This is a genomic window from Nonomuraea sp. NPDC048892 (assembly GCF_040649735.1).
Taxonomy (GTDB): domain Bacteria; phylum Actinomycetota; class Actinomycetes; order Streptosporangiales; family Streptosporangiaceae; genus Nonomuraea; species Nonomuraea maheshkhaliensis.
Genome location: NZ_JBEZFZ010000058.1, coordinates 1 through 16,978 on the forward strand (window position 1 = coordinate 1; position 16,978 = coordinate 16,978).

14 protein-coding genes are annotated in these 16,978 nt (G+C 71.1%); 7 read left to right on the forward strand and 7 right to left on the reverse strand.

The window, feature by feature from the left end; genetic code table 11:
• The coding region (locus tag AB0C28_RS55505) for a LuxR C-terminal-related transcriptional regulator (protein ID WP_358085521.1) at window positions 1-174 on the forward strand (174 nt) is incomplete at its 5' end.
• 83 nt (window positions 175-257) lie between these two features.
• Here the strand turns inward: AB0C28_RS55505 and AB0C28_RS55510 are convergent.
• From AB0C28_RS55510 to AB0C28_RS55535, 6 genes are all read right to left on the reverse strand, one after another.
• A complete protein-coding gene (locus tag AB0C28_RS55510; RefSeq protein WP_358085500.1) occupies window positions 258-1,100 on the reverse strand; it encodes a universal stress protein in 843 nt (280 codons plus the stop codon).
• Window positions 1,101-1,202: 102 nt separating this feature from the next.
• On the reverse strand, window positions 1,203-1,721 hold the full coding sequence (locus AB0C28_RS55515) for a flavodoxin (protein ID WP_357863408.1): 519 nt from the start codon (window positions 1,719-1,721) through the stop codon (window positions 1,203-1,205).
• Between the two features lie 48 nt (window positions 1,722-1,769).
• Window positions 1,770-2,747, reverse strand: a complete 978-nt coding sequence (gene cydB / locus AB0C28_RS55520) for a cytochrome d ubiquinol oxidase subunit II (RefSeq protein WP_358085503.1) — start codon at window positions 2,745-2,747, stop codon at window positions 1,770-1,772.
• A 14-nt stretch (window positions 2,748-2,761) separates the two neighbouring features.
• A complete protein-coding gene (locus AB0C28_RS55525) occupies window positions 2,762-4,135 on the reverse strand; it encodes a cytochrome ubiquinol oxidase subunit I (RefSeq protein WP_358085505.1) in 1,374 nt (457 codons plus the stop codon).
• A gap of 138 nt (window positions 4,136-4,273) precedes the next feature.
• Window positions 4,274-4,777 (reverse strand): CBS domain-containing protein, encoded by a 504-nt coding sequence (locus AB0C28_RS55530; RefSeq protein WP_357863399.1) that lies wholly within the window; start codon window positions 4,775-4,777, stop codon window positions 4,274-4,276.
• Window positions 4,774-5,610, reverse strand: coding sequence for a universal stress protein (locus AB0C28_RS55535; protein ID WP_357863396.1), 837 nt, complete (start codon window positions 5,608-5,610; stop codon window positions 4,774-4,776). The genes AB0C28_RS55530 and AB0C28_RS55535 overlap by 4 nt, the downstream gene beginning before the upstream one ends.
• Window positions 5,611-5,794: 184 nt before the next feature.
• Here AB0C28_RS55535 and pflB point away from each other — a divergent pair, with 184 nt between their 5' ends.
• The 6 genes from pflB to narI all read left to right on the forward strand — a co-directional run bounded on the left by pflB (window position 5,795) and on the right by narI (window position 15,473).
• Window positions 5,795-8,035: a formate C-acetyltransferase gene (pflB, locus tag AB0C28_RS55540; protein WP_358085508.1), complete on the forward strand. Its 2,241-nt coding sequence runs from the start codon at window positions 5,795-5,797 to the stop codon at window positions 8,033-8,035.
• The gene (pflA, locus tag AB0C28_RS55545; RefSeq protein WP_357863391.1) at window positions 8,032-8,757 is read left to right on the forward strand and encodes a pyruvate formate-lyase-activating protein; all 726 of its coding nucleotides are present in this window, start codon (window positions 8,032-8,034) and stop codon (window positions 8,755-8,757) included. The genes pflB and pflA overlap by 4 nt, the downstream gene beginning before the upstream one ends.
• Before the next feature lie 182 nt (window positions 8,758-8,939).
• Window positions 8,940-12,521, forward strand: a complete 3,582-nt coding sequence (locus AB0C28_RS55550) for a nitrate reductase subunit alpha (protein ID WP_358085524.1) — start codon at window positions 8,940-8,942, stop codon at window positions 12,519-12,521.
• Window positions 12,521-14,158 (forward strand): nitrate reductase subunit beta, encoded by a 1,638-nt coding sequence (narH, locus tag AB0C28_RS55555; RefSeq protein WP_358085511.1) that lies wholly within the window; start codon window positions 12,521-12,523, stop codon window positions 14,156-14,158. The genes AB0C28_RS55550 and narH overlap by 1 nt, the downstream gene beginning before the upstream one ends.
• Window positions 14,155-14,763 carry a nitrate reductase molybdenum cofactor assembly chaperone gene (gene narJ / locus AB0C28_RS55560; protein ID WP_358085513.1) on the forward strand — a complete coding sequence of 203 codons (609 nt, stop codon included), beginning with the start codon at window positions 14,155-14,157 and terminating at the stop codon, window positions 14,761-14,763. Before narH ends, narJ begins: the two co-directional genes overlap by 4 nt.
• The gene (gene narI, locus AB0C28_RS55565) at window positions 14,760-15,473 is read left to right on the forward strand and encodes a respiratory nitrate reductase subunit gamma (protein ID WP_358085516.1); all 714 of its coding nucleotides are present in this window, start codon (window positions 14,760-14,762) and stop codon (window positions 15,471-15,473) included. Before narJ ends, narI begins: the two co-directional genes overlap by 4 nt.
• A 23-nt stretch (window positions 15,474-15,496) precedes the next feature.
• On the opposite strand, the gene AB0C28_RS55570 is transcribed toward narI, so the two are convergent.
• Window positions 15,497-16,735 carry an MFS transporter gene (locus tag AB0C28_RS55570; protein ID WP_358085519.1) on the reverse strand — a complete coding sequence of 413 codons (1,239 nt, stop codon included), beginning with the start codon at window positions 16,733-16,735 and terminating at the stop codon, window positions 15,497-15,499.
• Window positions 16,736-16,978: the final 243 nt, after the last annotated feature.

A 16,978-nucleotide genomic window follows, 5' to 3' on the forward strand; every position in this document is an offset into this window, starting at 1 on the left:
ATCCTCGACCTCATCGGCGAGGGGCTGACGAACCGGCAGATCGGCGAGCGCATGTTCCTGGCCGAGAAGACGGTCAAGAACTACGTCTCCAACCTGCTGGCCAAGCTGAACATGCAGCGCCGTACCCAGGCGGCGGCCCTGGCCGCACGGTTGCAAGCCGATCGGAAGGACTGATACAGGTGCCGCCCGGATGCCGGCCCTCAGGTCGGCGGCCGGGCGGCTGAAGAGGCACGGCACGTCGGTGCGGGGTGCGCACCTCACGAACGGACCACGGCCACCGGGCACGAGGTGTGGTGCAGGACGCCCCGGCTGACCGAGCCGAGCAGCGCCGACCCGAGCGCGCCGCGCCCGTGTGAGCCCACGACCAGCAGATCCGCCAGCTCGGCGGCCACCATCAGCGCGTCCACCGGATGCGCGGACTGGATGTCCTCGACGACCGTCACCCGCGGGTGGTCCTGACCGGCGGCCTTCACCCGGTCGTGAACGGCCTGCTGCCCCATAGCACGCATCTCGTTCACGTCGTAGGCGGTCGACGGGACGAAGTCGTGCGCCGGCGACTGCCACGCGTGCACGACCCGCAGCGTCGCGCCGCGCAGCTCCGCCTGCTCGAAGGCGTAGGCCAGGGCGGGCTCGCACTCCGGCGAGTCGTCCACACCCACCACGACCTCGCCGTGCACCGGCAGGTTCTCGCCCCGCACGACCACGACCGGGCAGGTGACGTGCCCGGCCACGTGTGAGCTCACCGAGCCCAGCAGCGCGCCGGCGAACCCGCCCAGCCCGCGGCTGCCCACGACCAGCTCGGCCCCGCCCTCGGCCTGCTCGCGCAGCACCTCGGCGGGCGGGCCCTCCAGCTCGCACGTGGTGACCTCGGCGGCCGGGTGACGCTCACGCACCAGAGCCTCCGCCTCCCGCAGCACCCGCCATCCCTCCTGGTGCACCGTGGCCGGCAGGACCGCCTCGGGGCGCTTGCCGACCAGGTACCACGTGGTGTCGGTGACGTGCACGACGCGCAGCGGCACGCCCCTGCGTACGGCGTCGCCCGCCGCCCACTCCACCGCGGCCCGCGATGCCACAGAACCGTCGACTCCTACGATGATCATGATTGCCTCCTTCGACACTCTCATCAGACCGCGTCCACCCGGTCGTGGTGCAGGGCCGGAGGTCGCCGCCGCCGGGGACGAAAGTCCCTGCCGGACCCCGAGTCAGGCCGTCGTCACGGGGAACGACGCCGCCAGGCTCTCGCCCCACTTCCTGGCCCGCTCCAGTTCCCCCTCCACCAGCGGCCCTTCCGTCCCGGTGACGTAGAAGCTCTGCGCCGGCGCCACGACCCTGACGCCGAGGCGGCGCAGGCGCCTGGCGATGCCGCGAGCGGCCGAACCCGGCATGCGCGGCTTGGCGACACGGGTGTCGAAGGCGGCCGAGCGGAGCCCGGCCGAGGAGGTACGGAGCGTGGCCAGCCATTCGCGCACGCCGTTCCCGGCCGAGACCAGCGGCCTGGTGGCCTGCTGGGCGGCCGAGCGGCGGGTGGAGGCCCTGCTCATGGCGAAGGCGTGCGTCGGCCCGCCGACCACCAGCAGCCCGACCTCCGCCCCCACCGCTCCGGGTGCGCGGCCGGCCTCGGCCACCTCCGTACGCAGGCGGGTGGAGAGCCCTTCCGCGACCGCCTTGGCGATCTCCTCGGTGTTGCCGAACATCGATTCGTACACGACCAGCGCGTCCATCACGCGCCTCCCATCGGGTTGTCTTGTCGAGGAACAACAGGTCCGACGTCATCCCCTTGCGGGCGCTCCGGTGAGGCGACGGCGGAAGATCCAGTACGTCCACGCCTGGTAGGCCAGCACCACGGGCGTGAAGATGCCCGCCACCCAGGTCATCACCGTGAGCGTGTACGGCGAGGAGGCGGCGTTCGTCACGGTCAGGCTGTTGGCCGGGTCGAGCGCGGGCAGCACGTTCGGGAACAGCCCGATGAACAGGGCCGCCACCAGCGCGACCACGGCCACCGCGCTCGCGGTGAAGGCCCAGCCGTCACGGCCGCGCAGCGTCGCGACGAGCGCGCCGAGCAGGCCGAGCGCGACCAGCGCCACCGCCGCCCACCAGGCCGGCCGCGAGCCGCCGGCGGTCAGCAGGAACGCCATCACCACCACGAGCGCCGCCGGGAAGAGGCTCTTGGCCATCCGCGCGGCGCCCAGGCGCAGCTCGCCCGTGGTGCGCAGGGCGAGGAAGACCGCGCCGTGCAGGGTGAACAGCAGCAGCGTGGCCAGGCCGCCGAGCAGCGCGAACGGGTTGAGCAGAGTGAAGAGGGTGCCGGCGTACTCGTGGTCGGCGTCCAGCGGCACGCCGCGCACGATGTTGGCGAACGCCACCCCCCACAGGAAGGCGGGGCCGAGGGATCCCCAGAAGAAGGCCCGGTCCCAACCGCGCGTGCGGTCGGACTTGCTCCGGTACTCCAGGGCCACGCCGCGGGCGATCAACGCCAGCAGGATGAGGAACAGCGGCAGGTAGAAGCCGCTGAACAGAGTGGCGTACCACTCGGGGAACGCGGCGAACGTCGCCCCGCCGGCCACCAGCAGCCACACCTCGTTGCCGTCCCACACCGGGCCGATCGAGGCGACGATGACGCGCCGGTCGGCCTCGTCCCGGCTGAGGAACGGCAGCAGGATGCCGACGCCGAAGTCGAACCCTTCCAGCAGGAAGTATCCGGTCCACAACACGGCGATGAGGACGAACCAGACGGTGGTCAGTTCCATGACGACGTGTCCTTCTAGTAGCTCAGGGCGGGGACGGGGGCTTCCGGCTCGGCCTGCTCGTGCGGCCCGATGCGGATGAACTTGACCAGCAGGCGTACCTCGATGACCGCCAGCACGGCGTACACCAGGGTGAAGCCCACCAGCGTGATGGCCACCGAGGCGACGTCCGCGGTCGGCGAGACCGCGGCGGCGGTGCGCATGAGGCCGAAGACCGTCCACGGCTGCCGGCCCATCTCGGTGAAGATCCAGCCCAGGGTGTTGGCCAGGAAGGGCAGGCCGATCCCGGCGATGGCCAGCCGGTACGCCCACCGCCCTGCGGGAAGCCTGCCCCGCCTGGTCAGCCAGAGCCCGGCCGCGGCGAGCAGCGCCGACAGCGCGCCGAAGCCGATCATCAGGCGGAACGACCAGTACGCCAGGCCCACGACCGGCCGGTAGTCGCCCGGGCCGTACAGCGCCTGGTAGCGGGCCTGGATGTCGTTGATGCCCTCGACCCTGCCGTCCACGGTGTTGGTGGCCAGCAGGCTCAGGCCGTACGGGATCTGCAGGTTGACGTGGTTGCGGCCGTTCTCGACGTCGCCGACGGCGAACAGGGAGAAGCCGGCGGAGCTCTCGTCCTCCCACAGGGCTTCGGCGGCGGCCATCTTCATCGGCTGCTGCTCGGTCATGATCTGCGCCTGCCAGTGGCCGGAGAACGACACGCCCACGGCCGAGACGAGCGCGACGACCAGTGCCAGCCGCGCCGAGGTGCGGAAGAGCGGCGTGTCCCGCTTTTTCAGCAGGAACCAGGCGCTGACGCCGAGCACGAAGGCCGCGGCGGTCAGGAAGGCGCCGAAGATGACGTGCGGGAAGGTGACCAGGGTGGTGGAGTTGGTGAGCACGGCCCAGATGTCGGTCAGCTCGGCGCGGCCGTCGCTGATCCGGTAGCCGACCGGGTGCTGCATCCAGGAGTTGGCCGCGAGGATGAAGTAGGCCGAGATGTTGGTGCCGATGGCGGCCACCCAGATCGTGGCGAGATGCACCCGGGGCGGCAGTCTGTCCCAGCCGAAGATCCACAGGCCGAGGAAGGTGGACTCCAGGAAGAACGCCATGAGCCCTTCCATGGCCAGCGGCGCTCCGAACACGTCTCCAACAAAGCGGCTGTAGTCACTCCAGTTCATCCCGAACTGAAACTCCTGCACGATGCCGGTCACCACGCCCATGGCGAAGTTGATCAGGAAGAGCCGGCCCCAGAACCGGGTCAGCCGCAGGTACTCCGGCTTCTTCGTCCGGTGCCAGGCGGTCTGCAGGCCGGCCACGATGATCGACAGGCCGATGGTGAGCGGCACGAACAGGAAGTGGTAGACGGTGGTGACACCGAACTGCCAGCGGGAGAGATCCAGAACGTCCATGCCAGTCAGGCTGCTCCTGGTCCGGGTCGCTCCCCAGGGCCGTGCGACCCGGCCCGGAGGGACTTTGGTCCTGACCCCTGCTCACCACTCCGCCCACCGCTGCGGCGATCCGCTTGGTGTTGCCGTGCGCCACCCATGTCACGCCTCCCGCCAGCTTCGTGCGGGCGAGTCCGGTTCGCCGATCGCCGGCAGGACGGGTTCCAGGTGGAACATGCCGGTCAGCACCTCGCCGGTCCCCCGGGCCGAGCTGAGGCGGCCCGCGACCGCGGCCAGCACGTCCCGGGCGGTGATCAGGCCGACCAGCCCATCGACGGAGACGACCGGCACGGCGTCCACGCCGGCGTCGAGCATGACGGCCGCCACCTGGGGCAGCGGCGTCTCCGGCCGCACCCGCGCGGTACGAGCCCGGCGCAGCAGGTCGCCCACCTGACGGGTGGACTGCTCCTGCGGACCGCCGGACCAGGACGCGGCCAGTTCCTCGCGGGTCAGGACGCCCAGCACGCGCCGCCCGTCGACCACCGGCAGGTGGTGCACGCCGGCCCGGCGCATCAGCTCCCACGCCATGAGCGGCGACTCCTCCGGCTTGACGGCGACCAGGACGCGGCTCATCACCTGCCCGGCCGTCCGCGTTTCGGCGGTCATGACTCCTCCTCGCGGGCCGGGCGGACCACGGCGACCGGGCAGGTCGCGTGATGCAGCACGGCGTGGCTGACCGAGCCGAGCAGGGCCGAGGCGAAGCCACCGAGCCCGCGCGAGCCGACCACGACCAGGTCGGCGGTGCCGGCGGCTCTGGTCAGGGCTGCCACCGGGTGTTCGCAGGGTTGCTCGTCAGTGATGACCAGGCCCGGGTTGCTCGTGCGCCAGGGCTCGACCAGCTCGCGTGCCGCCTGCGGCTCCTCCTTCATGATCCGGTCGATCAGGCCGCTGTAGGCGACGGCGTACGGGGACAAGGACGGCAGCTGCCAGGCGGTGACCACGTGCAGCTCGGCCCGGCGGCTTCTGGCCTGTTCGATCGCGTACTCCATGGCCGCCCGCGCGTGCTCGGAGCCGTCGTAGCCGACGACGACGCGGTTGTGCTCCGCCTGTGGTGCGCGGACGACGACGACCGGTCCCGAGGCGTGCCCGGCCACCGCGATACTGACCGAGCCGAGCACCATCCCAGTGAATCCGCCGAGCCCTCGGCTGCCCAGCACCACGCTGTCGGCCGTCGCGGACGCGCCGATCAGCTCGTCGATGACGTTCCCCGCTCGCAGGTCGGTCGTCACCTTGGCGCGGCCGGCCAGGCCGCGTGCCCGGTCGGCGGCGGCTTCCAGCGTTCCCGCGCAGTACTCGACGCCCTCGCTGTGCGGCCACTGCTCGCACACGTGCACGAGCCGCAGGTCCAGCCCGCGCCGATCGGCGTCGGCGGCCGCCCATTCCACCGCTGCGGCGGCCGGGGCGGAGCCGTCCACACCGGCCACGATCTGACTGGTCATCGTTCATCTCCTCGGCGTACGGAACTCGCACTTTCAGCTTCGACCTGGGCGGCGGAGGGGCGCCGTGGGAGAAAGGCCCAGGAAGTAGTGCCTTTGGTCCTTTTCGCCAGTGCCTTTCGACCGCGGTGGCCGCCGCTCGGATCCAGGAGGGTGAGAGCGGGCATTCGACGCGAAGGGGAGAGCCATGACGGCGACCGGGTCAGAGGCGTGGCGCGGCTTTCACGGGACGGCCTGGCGGAGCAGGGTGGACGTCCGCGCCTTCATCCAGGACAACTACACGCCCTACGCCGGTGACGAGGGCTTCCTGTCCGGTCCCACCGAGCGGACCCTGGCCGTGTGGGGAAAGGTGAGCGCGCTGTTCCCGGAGGAGAGGCGGCGCGGCGTCTACGATGTGGACGCGAAGACGCCGTCGTCCATCACCGCGCACGCGCCCGGCTACATCGACCGGGACCGCGAGCTGATCGCCGGGTTGCAGACCGACGCGCCGCTCAAGCGGGCCATCATGCCCGTGGGCGGGCTGCGCCTGGTGGAGAAGAGCCTGGCCGCGTACGGTCACCGGCTCGACCCGGCGGTCAAGGAGATCTTCACCAAGTACCGCAAGACCCACAACGACGGCGTGTTCGACGCCTACACCCCCGAGATCCTGGCCGCCCGCCGTTCCGGCGTCATCACCGGGCTGCCGGACGCCTACGGCCGCGGTCGCATCATCGGCGACTATCGCCGCGTCTCCCTCTACGGCGTGGACCGGCTGATCGAGGCCAAGCGGGCCGAACTACGCTCCCTGGACGACGCCGACGCCTCCGACGCGGTCATCAGAGACCGGGAGGAGCTGTCGGAGCAGCTCCGGGCGCTGGACGAGCTGAAGGTGATGGCCGCCTCCTACGGCCACGACATCTCGCGGCCGGCCGCCACCGCGCACGAGGCGATCCAGTGGCTCTACCTCGCCTACCTGGCCGCCGTCAAGGAGCAGAACGGCGCGGCCATGTCCCTGGGCCGCACCTCCACGTTCCTGGACGTCTACCTGGAACGCGACCTCGCCGAAGGCCGCATCACCGAGGAGCGGGCGCAGGAGCTCGTCGACGACTTCGTGATCAAGCTGCGCATCGTCCGCTTCCTGCGCACCCCCGAGTACGACGAGCTCTTCTCCGGCGACCCCACCTGGGTGACCGAGTCGATCGGCGGCATCGGGCAGGACGGCCGCCCGTTGGTGACCCGGACGAGCTTCCGCTACCTGCAGACGCTGCGCGACCTCGGCCCCGCGCCTGAGCCGAACCTGACCGTGTTCTGGTCCCCGCGGCTGCCCGAGCCGTTCAAACGGTTCTGCGCGGCCCTGTCGATCGAGACCAGCGCGATCCAGTACGAGAGCGACGAGCTGATGCGCCCGCGCACCGGCGACGACACCGCCATCGCCTGCTGCGTCTCCGCCGCCCCGGTCGGCCGGCAGATGCAGTTCTTCGGCGCCCGCGTCAACCTGGCCAAGACGCTCCTGTACGCGATCAACGGCGGCCGCGACGAGCTCACCGGCGCCCAGGTGGGGCCCGCGTACCCGCCGATCACCGGTGACGTGCTCGACTACGAGGAGGTCGCCAAGGCGCTGGACCGGATGATGGACTGGCTGGCCCGCACCTACGTCAACGCGCTCAACATCATCCACTACATGCACGACAAGTACGCCTACGAGCGCCTGGAGATGGCCCTGCACGACCACCCGGTCAAGCGCACGCTCGCGTGCGGCATCGCCGGACTGTCCGTCACCGCCGACAGCCTGTCCGCCGTCAAGCATGCCCGGGTCAAGGTCGTCCGCGACGAGACGGGGCTGGCCGTGGACTACGCGGTCGAGGGCGACTTCCCGGTCTACGGCAACAACGACGACCGCGCCGACGCCATCGCCGTCGAGCTGGTGCGCTCGTTCATGAGCAAGATCCGCGAACACCGCGCGTACCGGGGCGCCGAGCACACCCAGTCCGTCCTGACGATCACCTCGAACGTGGTGTACGGCAAGCACACCGGCAACACCCCCGACGGCCGCCGCACCGGCGAACCGTTCGCCCCCGGCGCCAACCCGAGCAACGGCCGCGACCGCCACGGCATGATCGCCTCCGCCCTGTCGGTCGCCAAGCTCCCCTACGACCAGGCCCTCGACGGCATCTCCCTGACCAACACCGTCACCCCCGATGGCCTCGGCCGCTCCTCCGGCGAGCGCATCGCGAACCTGGTCGGGGTGCTCGACGGCTACTTCGACGCCGGTGGCTTCCACATGAACGTCAACGTGCTCACCCGCGCGGTGCTGCTGGACGCCATGGAGCACCCCGACCGTTACCCGCAGCTGACCGTCCGCGTCTCCGGCTACGCGGTCAACTTCGTCCGCCTCACCCCCGACCAGCAGCGCGACGTCGTCAGCCGCACCTTCCACGGCTCGACATGAACGGGGCGGTCAGCTCGTGGGACCTGTCGGTCGGAGTGGACGGCCCTGGCACCCGGTTCGTGCTGTTCACCGCGGGCTGCCCGCTGCGCTGCCGGTACTGCCAGAACCCGGAGACCTGGCGAATGCGCGACGGCCGCCAGGTCACCACCGACGAGATCATGGACGAGATCGGCAAGTACCGGCGCTTCATCTCCGTCGCCGGCGGCGGGGTGACCGTCAGCGGCGGCGAACCGCTGCTGCAGCCCCGCTTCACCGCCGAGGTGCTGCGCCGCTGCCACGAAAGCGGCCTGCACACCGCCCTGGACACCTCGGGCCTGCTCGGCGTCCGCGCCACCGACGCCCTGCTCGCCGACACCGACCTGGTCCTGCTCGACATCAAGTCCTACGACCCGGCCACCTACCGGCGTGTCACCGGCGGCCCCGTCGGACCCACCCTGCGCTTCGCCCGGCGGCTCGCCGAGCTGGGCCGGCCCACATGGGTGCGGTTCGTGCTGGTCCCCGGGCTGACGGACGCGCCGGACAACGTGGACGCCCTGGCCCGCTTCGTGGCCGGGCTCGGCAACGTGAAACGGGTGGACGTGCTGCCTTTCCATCGCATGGCCGCCGGCAAGTACGAGCGGCTCGGCCTGCGCTTCCCGCTCGCCGGCGTCGCACCACCCGACCAAGCGCTGATGGACCGCGTGCACGGCCAGTTCCACGCTCACGGCGTCGCCAGCATCTGATCACGACTGAAGGAGGCCAGGGGTTCTTCTCACTGCACATTTCCGGCCGAACCGGCCGTACCGAGTTTCTCCGCACGGTATTGGGCTAAGACAGAGCCCGTATCGGACATGTCGGAGTTGTTACGACAGGGACGAGTGATATGGCGGGCATGGACGGACCGGTCAGCGACGCGCTGATCAGAATGGGCCGGCATCTGCGGCCGGGAACGGTTTCGCCGGATCTCAGGACGTTGTACCAGGTGGGCGGCCGGCAGTCGGACGCCTTCTATCGGGATCGGTGGAGCCATGACAAGGTGGTGCGCTCCACGCACGGGGTGAACTGCACGGGGTCGTGCTCATGGAAGGTCTACGTCAAGGACGGGATCATCACCTGGGAGGCGCAGCAGACCGACTACCCGAGCGTCGGCGGTGACCGGCCGGAGTACGAGCCGCGCGGCTGCCCGCGCGGCGCCGCCTTCTCGTGGTACACCTACTCCCCCACCCGGGTCCGCTACCCCTACGCGCGCGGTGTGCTGGTCGAGATGTACCGCGAGGCCAAGGCGCGACTGGGCGACCCGGTCGAGGCGTGGGCGGAGATCACCACGACCCCGGGCAAACGGGAACGGTACCAGTCCGCCCGGGGCAAGGGCGGCCTGGTGCGCGTCACCTGGGACGAGGCGTGCGAGATCATCGCGGCGGCCCACGTGCACACCATCAAGACCTACGGCCCCGACCGGGTGGCGGGCTTCTCCCCCATCCCGGCGATGTCGATGGCCTCGCACGCTGTGGGCGCCCGGTTCATCTCGCTGATCGGCGGCGCGATGTTGTCGTTCTACGACTGGTACGCCGACCTGCCGGTGGCCTCGCCGCAGGTGTTCGGCGACCAGACGGACGTGCCGGAGTCGGCCGACTGGTGGGACGCGGCGTACCTGATGTTGTGGGGCTCGAACGTGCCGGTCACCCGCACCCCTGACGCCCACTACATGGCGGAGGCTCGCTACCACGGGCAGAAGGTGGTGGTGCTCGCGCCCGACTACAACGACGCCGCCAAGTTCGCGGACGAGTGGCTGGCCCCGCATCCGGGCACGGACGGCGCGCTGGCCATGGCGATGGGTCACGTGCTGCTGAAGGAGTTCTTCGCTGACCGGGACACCCCTCGTTTCACCGACTACGTCAAACGCTTCACGGACCTGCCGTTCCTGGTGCGGCTGCGGGAGCGGGACGGGTCGTACGTGCCGGACAAGTTCCTCACGGCGGCGGACCTCGATGGGCAGGAGGGCGCGTTCGCCACGGTGCTGCTGGACGCGCGGACCGGTGAGCCGGTCGTGCCGAACGGCTCGCTCGCCTTCCGCTACTCCGAGCAGGGGCAGGGCCGCTGGAACCTCGACCTGGGCGAGGTGGACCCGCTGCTGAGCGTCCTCGGGGGCGAGGCGGTCCCGGTGGCGCTGCCGCGCTTCGACGGGCACGGCGGCGGTGTCCTGCAGCGGGGCGTGCCGGTGCGGCGGGTGGGCGGCCACCTCGTGACCACCGTGTTCGACCTGATGCTGGCCCAGTACGGGGTGGCTCGCGAAGGACTGCCGGGACGGTGGCCGTCCGGCTACGACGACGTGGCCGAGCCGTACACACCGGCCTGGCAGGAGGCGATCACCGGCGTGCCGGCCGCGGCGGCGGCCCGGATCGCCCGGGAGTTCGCCACGAACGCGGAGGAGTCGGGCGGCCGCTCCATGATCATCATGGGGGCCGGGGCGAATCACTGGTTCCACTCCGACACGATCTACCGCGCGATGCTGGCGCTGACCACGCTGACCGGCTGCCAGGGCGTCAACGGCGGCGGCTGGGCCCACTACGTCGGCCAGGAGAAATGCCGGCCGATCACCGGATGGGCTCAGCTCGCCTTCGGGCTGGACTGGTCGCGCCCGCCCCGGCAGATGATCGGCACCGCCTACTGGTACCTGCACACCGACCAGTGGCGTTACGACACCTACAGTGCCGACGTCGTCTCCTCACCGCTCGGCGAGGGCGCGTTCACCGGCCGGGCCACCGCCGACCTGCTGTCGCAGTCGGCCCGGCTGGGCTGGATGCCGTCGTACCCGACGTTCGACCGCAACCCCCTCGACCTGGCCGACGAGGCGGGCGCCGAGCCGGGACCGTACGTGGCCGAGCAGGTCGCCGCCGGGCGGCTCGGCTTCGCCTGCGAAGACCCGGACGCGCCGTCGAACTGGCCGCGCGTGCTGACGGTGTGGCGGGCGAACCTGCTGGGCTCCTCGGCCAAGGGCAACGAGTACTTCCTGCGGCACCTGCTGGGCGCGGACTCGGCGGTGCGCGCCGAGGAGGCCGCGCCCGAGCAGCGCCCCCGCGATGTGGCCTGGCCGGAGGAGGCGCCACGCGGGAAGCTGGACCTGCTGCTGTCGCTGGACTTCCGGATGACCTCCACGACGCTGTTCTCCGACATCGTGCTGCCGGCCGCCACCTGGTACGAGAAGCACGATTTGTCCTCCACCGACATGCACCCGTTCGTGCACGCCTTCACCCCGGCGATCGACCCGCCCTGGCAGACCCGCACCGACTTCGCCGCCTTCCACGCCATCGCCCAGGCGTTCAGCGAGCTGGCGCGGACGCACCTCGGCACACGTACGGACCTGGTCGCGGTGCCGCTGCTGCACGACACCGCCGACGAGCTGGCCACCCCGCACGGCCGGGTGGACGACTGGCGCGCTGCGGGACGCACGCCCGTGCCCGGCCGCGACTTCCCCAAGATCGTCGCCGTGGAGCGCGACTACGGGGCGGTGGCGGAGAAGCTGGCCGCGCTCGGCCCGCTGCTGGAGCGGCTCGGCGCCACCACCAAGGGCCTGACGTTCGACGTGTCCGGTGAGATCGACCGGCTGGCCCGGATGAACGGCACCGTCCAGGGCCGCCCGTCCCTGGCCCGCGACCGCGACCTGTGCGAGGCCATCCTGGCGCTGTCGGGCACCACCAACGGGCGTCTGGCCGCACAGGGCTTCGCCACGCTGGGCCGGAGAACCGGGACGTCGTTCGACGGCCTGGCCGACGAGCACAGGCAGATCACCTTCGCCGACACCCAGGCCAGGCCGGTGCCGGTGATCACCTCGCCGGAGTGGTCGGGCAGCGAGAGCGGCGGACGCCGCTACTCGGCCTTCACGATCAACGTCGAGCACCGCAAACCCTGGCACACCCTCACCGGCCGCCAGCACTTCTACCTCGACCACGACTGGATCCACGAGGCAGGCGAGGCGCTGCCGGTCTACCGGCCACCGCTGAACATGACCGCGATGTTCGGCGAGCCCGGCGTAGGAGAGTCCGGCGAGAACGGCATCACGGTGCGTTATCTCACCCCGCACTCCAAGTGGTCCATCCACTCCGAATACCAGGACAACCTGCTCATGCTCACCCTGTCGCGCGGCGGCCCGACCATCTGGATGAGCCCGGCCGACGCCGCCAAGGCGGAGATCGCGGACAACGACTGGGTGGAGGCGGTCAACCGCAACGGCGTCGTGGTGGCCCGCGCCATCGTCTCGCACCGCATGCCCGAGGGCACGGTGTACATGTACCACGCCCAGGAACGGGTGGTGGACGTGCCCAAGAGCGAGACCTCCGGCCTGCGCGGCGGCATCCACAACTCGCTGACCCGGCTGCTGGTCAAGCCCACCCACCTGATCGGCGGCTACGCCCAGCTGAGCTTCGCCTTCAACTACCTGGGGCCCACCGGGAACCAGCGCGACGAGGTCACCGTGATCCGCCGCCGCGGCCAGGAGGTCGACTACTGATGCGCGTGATGGCACAACTGGCCATGGTGATGAACCTGGACAAGTGCATCGGCTGCCACACCTGCTCGGTCACCTGCAAACAGGCATGGACCAACCGCGCCGGCACCGAGTACGTCTGGTTCAACAACGTCGAGACCCGCCCCGGCCAGGGCTACCCCCGCACCTACCAGGACCAGGACCGGTGGAAAGGCGGCTGGGAGCTCAACCGGCGCGGCCGGCTGAAGCTGAAGGCCGGCGGCCGGCTCAAGAAGCTCTTCTCCATCTTCGCCAACCCGCTCATGCCCTCCATCCAGGACTACTACGAGCCCTGGACCTACGACTACGACCAGCTCTTCTCCGCCCCGATGCAGGCCGACACCCCGGTGGCGCGGCCCCGCTCGCTCATCACCGGCCGGCCCACCAAGATCAGCTGGAGCGCCAACTGGGACGACAACCTGGCCGGCGACCCTTCCCCCGACCCCGTCCTGCGCAAGCTCTCGGACCAGGTGAAGCTGGACTTCGAGCGGGCGTTCATGTTCTACCTGCCGCGCATCTGCGAGCACTGCCTCAACCCCTCCTGCGTGGCCTCCTGCCCGTCGGGCGCGCTGTACAAGCGCGCGGAGGACGGCATCGTGCTGGTGGACCAGGACCGCTGCCGGGGCTGGCGGATGTGCGTGACCGGCTGCCCGTACAAGAAGGTGTACTTCAACCACCGCACCGGCAAGGCCGAGAAGTGCACCTTCTGCTACCCGCGCGTCGAGGTCGGCATCCCCACCGTCTGCTCCGAGACGTGCGTGGGACGGCTGCGCTACATCGGCCTCATCCTGTACGACGCCGACCGCGTCACCGAGGCCGCCTCCGTTCCTGACGAGAAGGACCTGTTCGAGGCGCAGAAGAGCGTCCTGCTCGATCCGCACGACCCCGAAGTGATCACCGCCGCCCGCGCCGCCGGCATCCCCGAGGACTGGCTGGAGGCGGCCCGCCGCTCCCCCATCCACCGGCTGATCTTCGAGTACGGTGTGGCGCTGCCGCTGCACCCGGAATACCGGACGATGCCCATGGTCTGGTACATCCCGCCCCTGTCACCTGTCGTGGACGTGCTGGCCGGCACCGGCCACGACGGTGAGGACGCGGGCAACCTGTTCGGCGCCATCGACGCCCTGCGCATCCCCATCGGCTACCTGGCCGAGCTGTTCACGGCCGGCGACCCGGAGCCGGTGCGGTCGGTGCTGCGCCGGCTGGCCGCGATGCGCTCGTACATGCGCCGCATCAACCTCGGCCAGGAGCCGGACGAGGCGATCGCCACAGCCGCCGGCATGAGCGGCGAGCAGGTCGAAGGCATGCACCGGCTGCTGGCCCTGGCCCCCTACGACGAGCGGTACGTCATCCCCAAGGCCCATGCCGAGCAGGGCGAACAGCTGGAGGAACTGGCCACCGGCTGCAGCCTCGACTACGACGGCGGCCCCGGCATGAACGGCCCGTTCGGCGAAGCGTCCGGATTGCCCGCCCCGGTGGCGGTGGAGAACTTCCACGCCCTGCGCGAACGCCAGACCGCCGAGAACCTGGACGACGCCGACGAACTGCGCGGCCGGGTCAACCTGCTCAACTGGGACGGCAAGGGCACCCCGGACGGACTGTTCCCCAGGAGGAAGAAGTGAGCGTGCGAACCGTCCACATGGTGGCCTCCGTGCTGCTGGGCTACCCCGACGAGCGGCTCCATGACGGGCTCGGCCTGCTGCGCGAGGAGGTGGACGGGCTGCCGGCGGGCGCGGCGCGCGAACCGCTGTCGGCCTTCCTCGGCCACGTCGCCGCCACGCCTCCCGCCGAGCTCGCGGCGCACTACGTGGCCACGTTCGACCTCAAGCGGCGCTGCTGCCCGTACCTCACCTACTACGCCTACGGCGACACTCGCAAGCGAGGCGCCGCCCTGCTGCGCTTCAAGCACGCGCTGAAGGCCGCGGGCTTCGAGATCGCCGACGGCGAGCTGCCCGACCATCTGGCCGTGGTGTGCGAGCTGTCGGCGCGCGGCGCCGTCCGCGAAGCCAGACGGCTGCTGCTGGAACACCGGGCAGGAGTGGAGGTGCTGCACGCCGCGCTGCGCGAGGAACGCTCACCGTACGCCGACGTGGTCGCCGCCGTGCTGACCACCCTGCCTCCGGCCGGGGCGCGCGAGCAGGAGGCGGCGCTGCGGCTGGCCGCCGAAGGGCCGCCCGCCGAAGCCGTCGGTCTGGAACCCTACGCGGTGATGGAGGCGGGCCGATGAGCGTCCTGCTGTGGGTCGTGCTGCCGTACGTGGCGCTGACCGTGTTCGTGCTCGGGCACGTGTGGCGTTACCACTACGACAAGTTCGGCTGGACCACGCGCTCGTCCCAGATGTACGAGTCGCGGCTGCTGCGCGTCGGCAGTCCGCTGTTCCACTTCGGCATCCTGGTCGTGGCGCTCGGCCACGTCGGCGGCCTGGTGATCCCCAAGAGCTGGACCGAGGCCGTCGGCGTGAGCGAGGAGCTCTACCACCTGTCCGCCGTCGTCCTCGGCACCGTCGCGGGCGTCGCCACCGTGGCTGGCCTGGCCATCCTCATCTACCGGCGGCGCACGGTCGGCCCCGTCTTCACCGCCACCACCCGCAACGACAAGCTGATGTACGCGGTCCTCGGGCTCACCATCGCCCTCGGCCTGGCCTCCACCGTGGCGGCCAACCTCGTCGGCGGGGGTTACGACTACCGCACCACGATCTCGCCCTGGTTCCGGTCGATCTTCACCTTCCAGCCAGAGCCGGCGCTGATGGCGGGCGCGCCGGTGCTGTTCCAGCTGCACGGGCTCAGCGCGCTCGTGCTGTTCGCGATCTGGCCGTTCACCCGGCTGGTGCACATGCTGACCGCGCCCGTCGGGTATCTGACCCGGCCGTACATCGTCTACCGCAGCCGCGACGAAGGCCGGCCCGCCGCGAAGCGCGGCTGGGAACCGTCCCGCTGACCGGCCTTGTCGTTCCCGCCGACTCAGCCGGCGGGCACTCGCCGGGCGGCGGTCAAGGCCCGCACCGCGGTCAGCGTCAGCACGACCGCCAGCACGGCGGTGACCGCGAGCAGGGCCAGGCCGAGCCCGTACGAGCCGAGCCGGCCGTAGATGAACCCCATGACCAGCGGCGGCACGAACCCGCCCAGCCCACCGGCCGCCCCGACCAGCCCGGTCACCGACCCCACCTTGTCGGCCGGGGCGACCTGGGCCACGAGCGCGAACGTGGCGCCACTGCCCGCGCCGAGCGCCGCCGCCATGGACAGGAACGCCACCGTGCCCACCGGCATCAGCGCGGGCGTCAGCGCCTGGACCGCCGCCATGACGGCGACCACGGCGAACACCCCGGCCAGCACCCGTACCGGACCGATCCGGTCCGACAGCCATCCGCCCAGCGGCCGCATCAGCACCGCCAGCACCACGAACCCGGCCATCCGGTAGGCGGCGTCGGCCTGCTCCAGGCCGTACCCGGTCTGCAGGTAGGCCGGCAGGTAGACGGAGAAGGCGACATATCCCCCGAAGGCGACGGCGTACAGCAGGCACGCCTGCCACGTGATCGGTAACCTCGCCGTGGCCGCCAGCCGCGCGAGCAGCGGCTGTCCCGCCACGCTCCGCCCGGGCGCGTCCCGCAGCACCAGCCACGCCACGACCGCGTACAGCGCCAGCACGACCGCCGTGATCACGAACGGCAGCGCCGCGCCGCCGCGCTCGACCAGTCCGACCGTGGTCAGCGCGCTGACGGCGGTGCCACCCATGCCCGCCCCGAAGATGCCCACCGCCAGCCCGCGCCGGTGCGGCGGGAACCACGCGTTGACGAACGGCACCCCGACCGCGAACGCGGTGCCCGCGACGCCCAGGAAGAACCCGCCGGTCAGCAGCGCGGCCAGCGAGGTCTGCCCCGCCACGCCGATGAACAGGACGGGCACGATGGTGACGGCCGACACCAGCGGGAACATCACCCGGCCGCCGTACCGGTCGGTCAGCGCCCCCACCGGGATCCGGCCGAGCGAGCCGACGACCACCGGCACCGCGACCAGCAGCGCCTGCTGCGGCGCCGACAGGCCGAGCAGCTCCTTGAAGCGCGGGCCCAGCGGGCTGAGCAGCGCCCAAGCCCAGAAGTTCACCGCGAAGCCTGCTGTCGCCAGGGCCAGCATCAGCATGGCCCGGCCGTCCGTCTTTCCCGTCACGTTCCCGCCGGTCTCCGCCATCGAACTCCGCCTCATCTCGATCGCTCCGTCAGCCAGGCACCACCACGTGCCTCTTGCCCGGCAATCGCACCGATCATCAGCGTCCGGGCTCCCCATCCGCGTGTCCCAGGCCCGAAGCATCCGTCCATTCGTACGATCATGTCTTCCTCCTCGCGTTCTGACTGGCGAAAGCCCGCCCTGCGGGGCAGGGCGGGCGGGTGGCCGAGGGACTCACTTGAGCCACGGGGTGCGGCGGACGACGGGCAGGTTGCCCAGTCC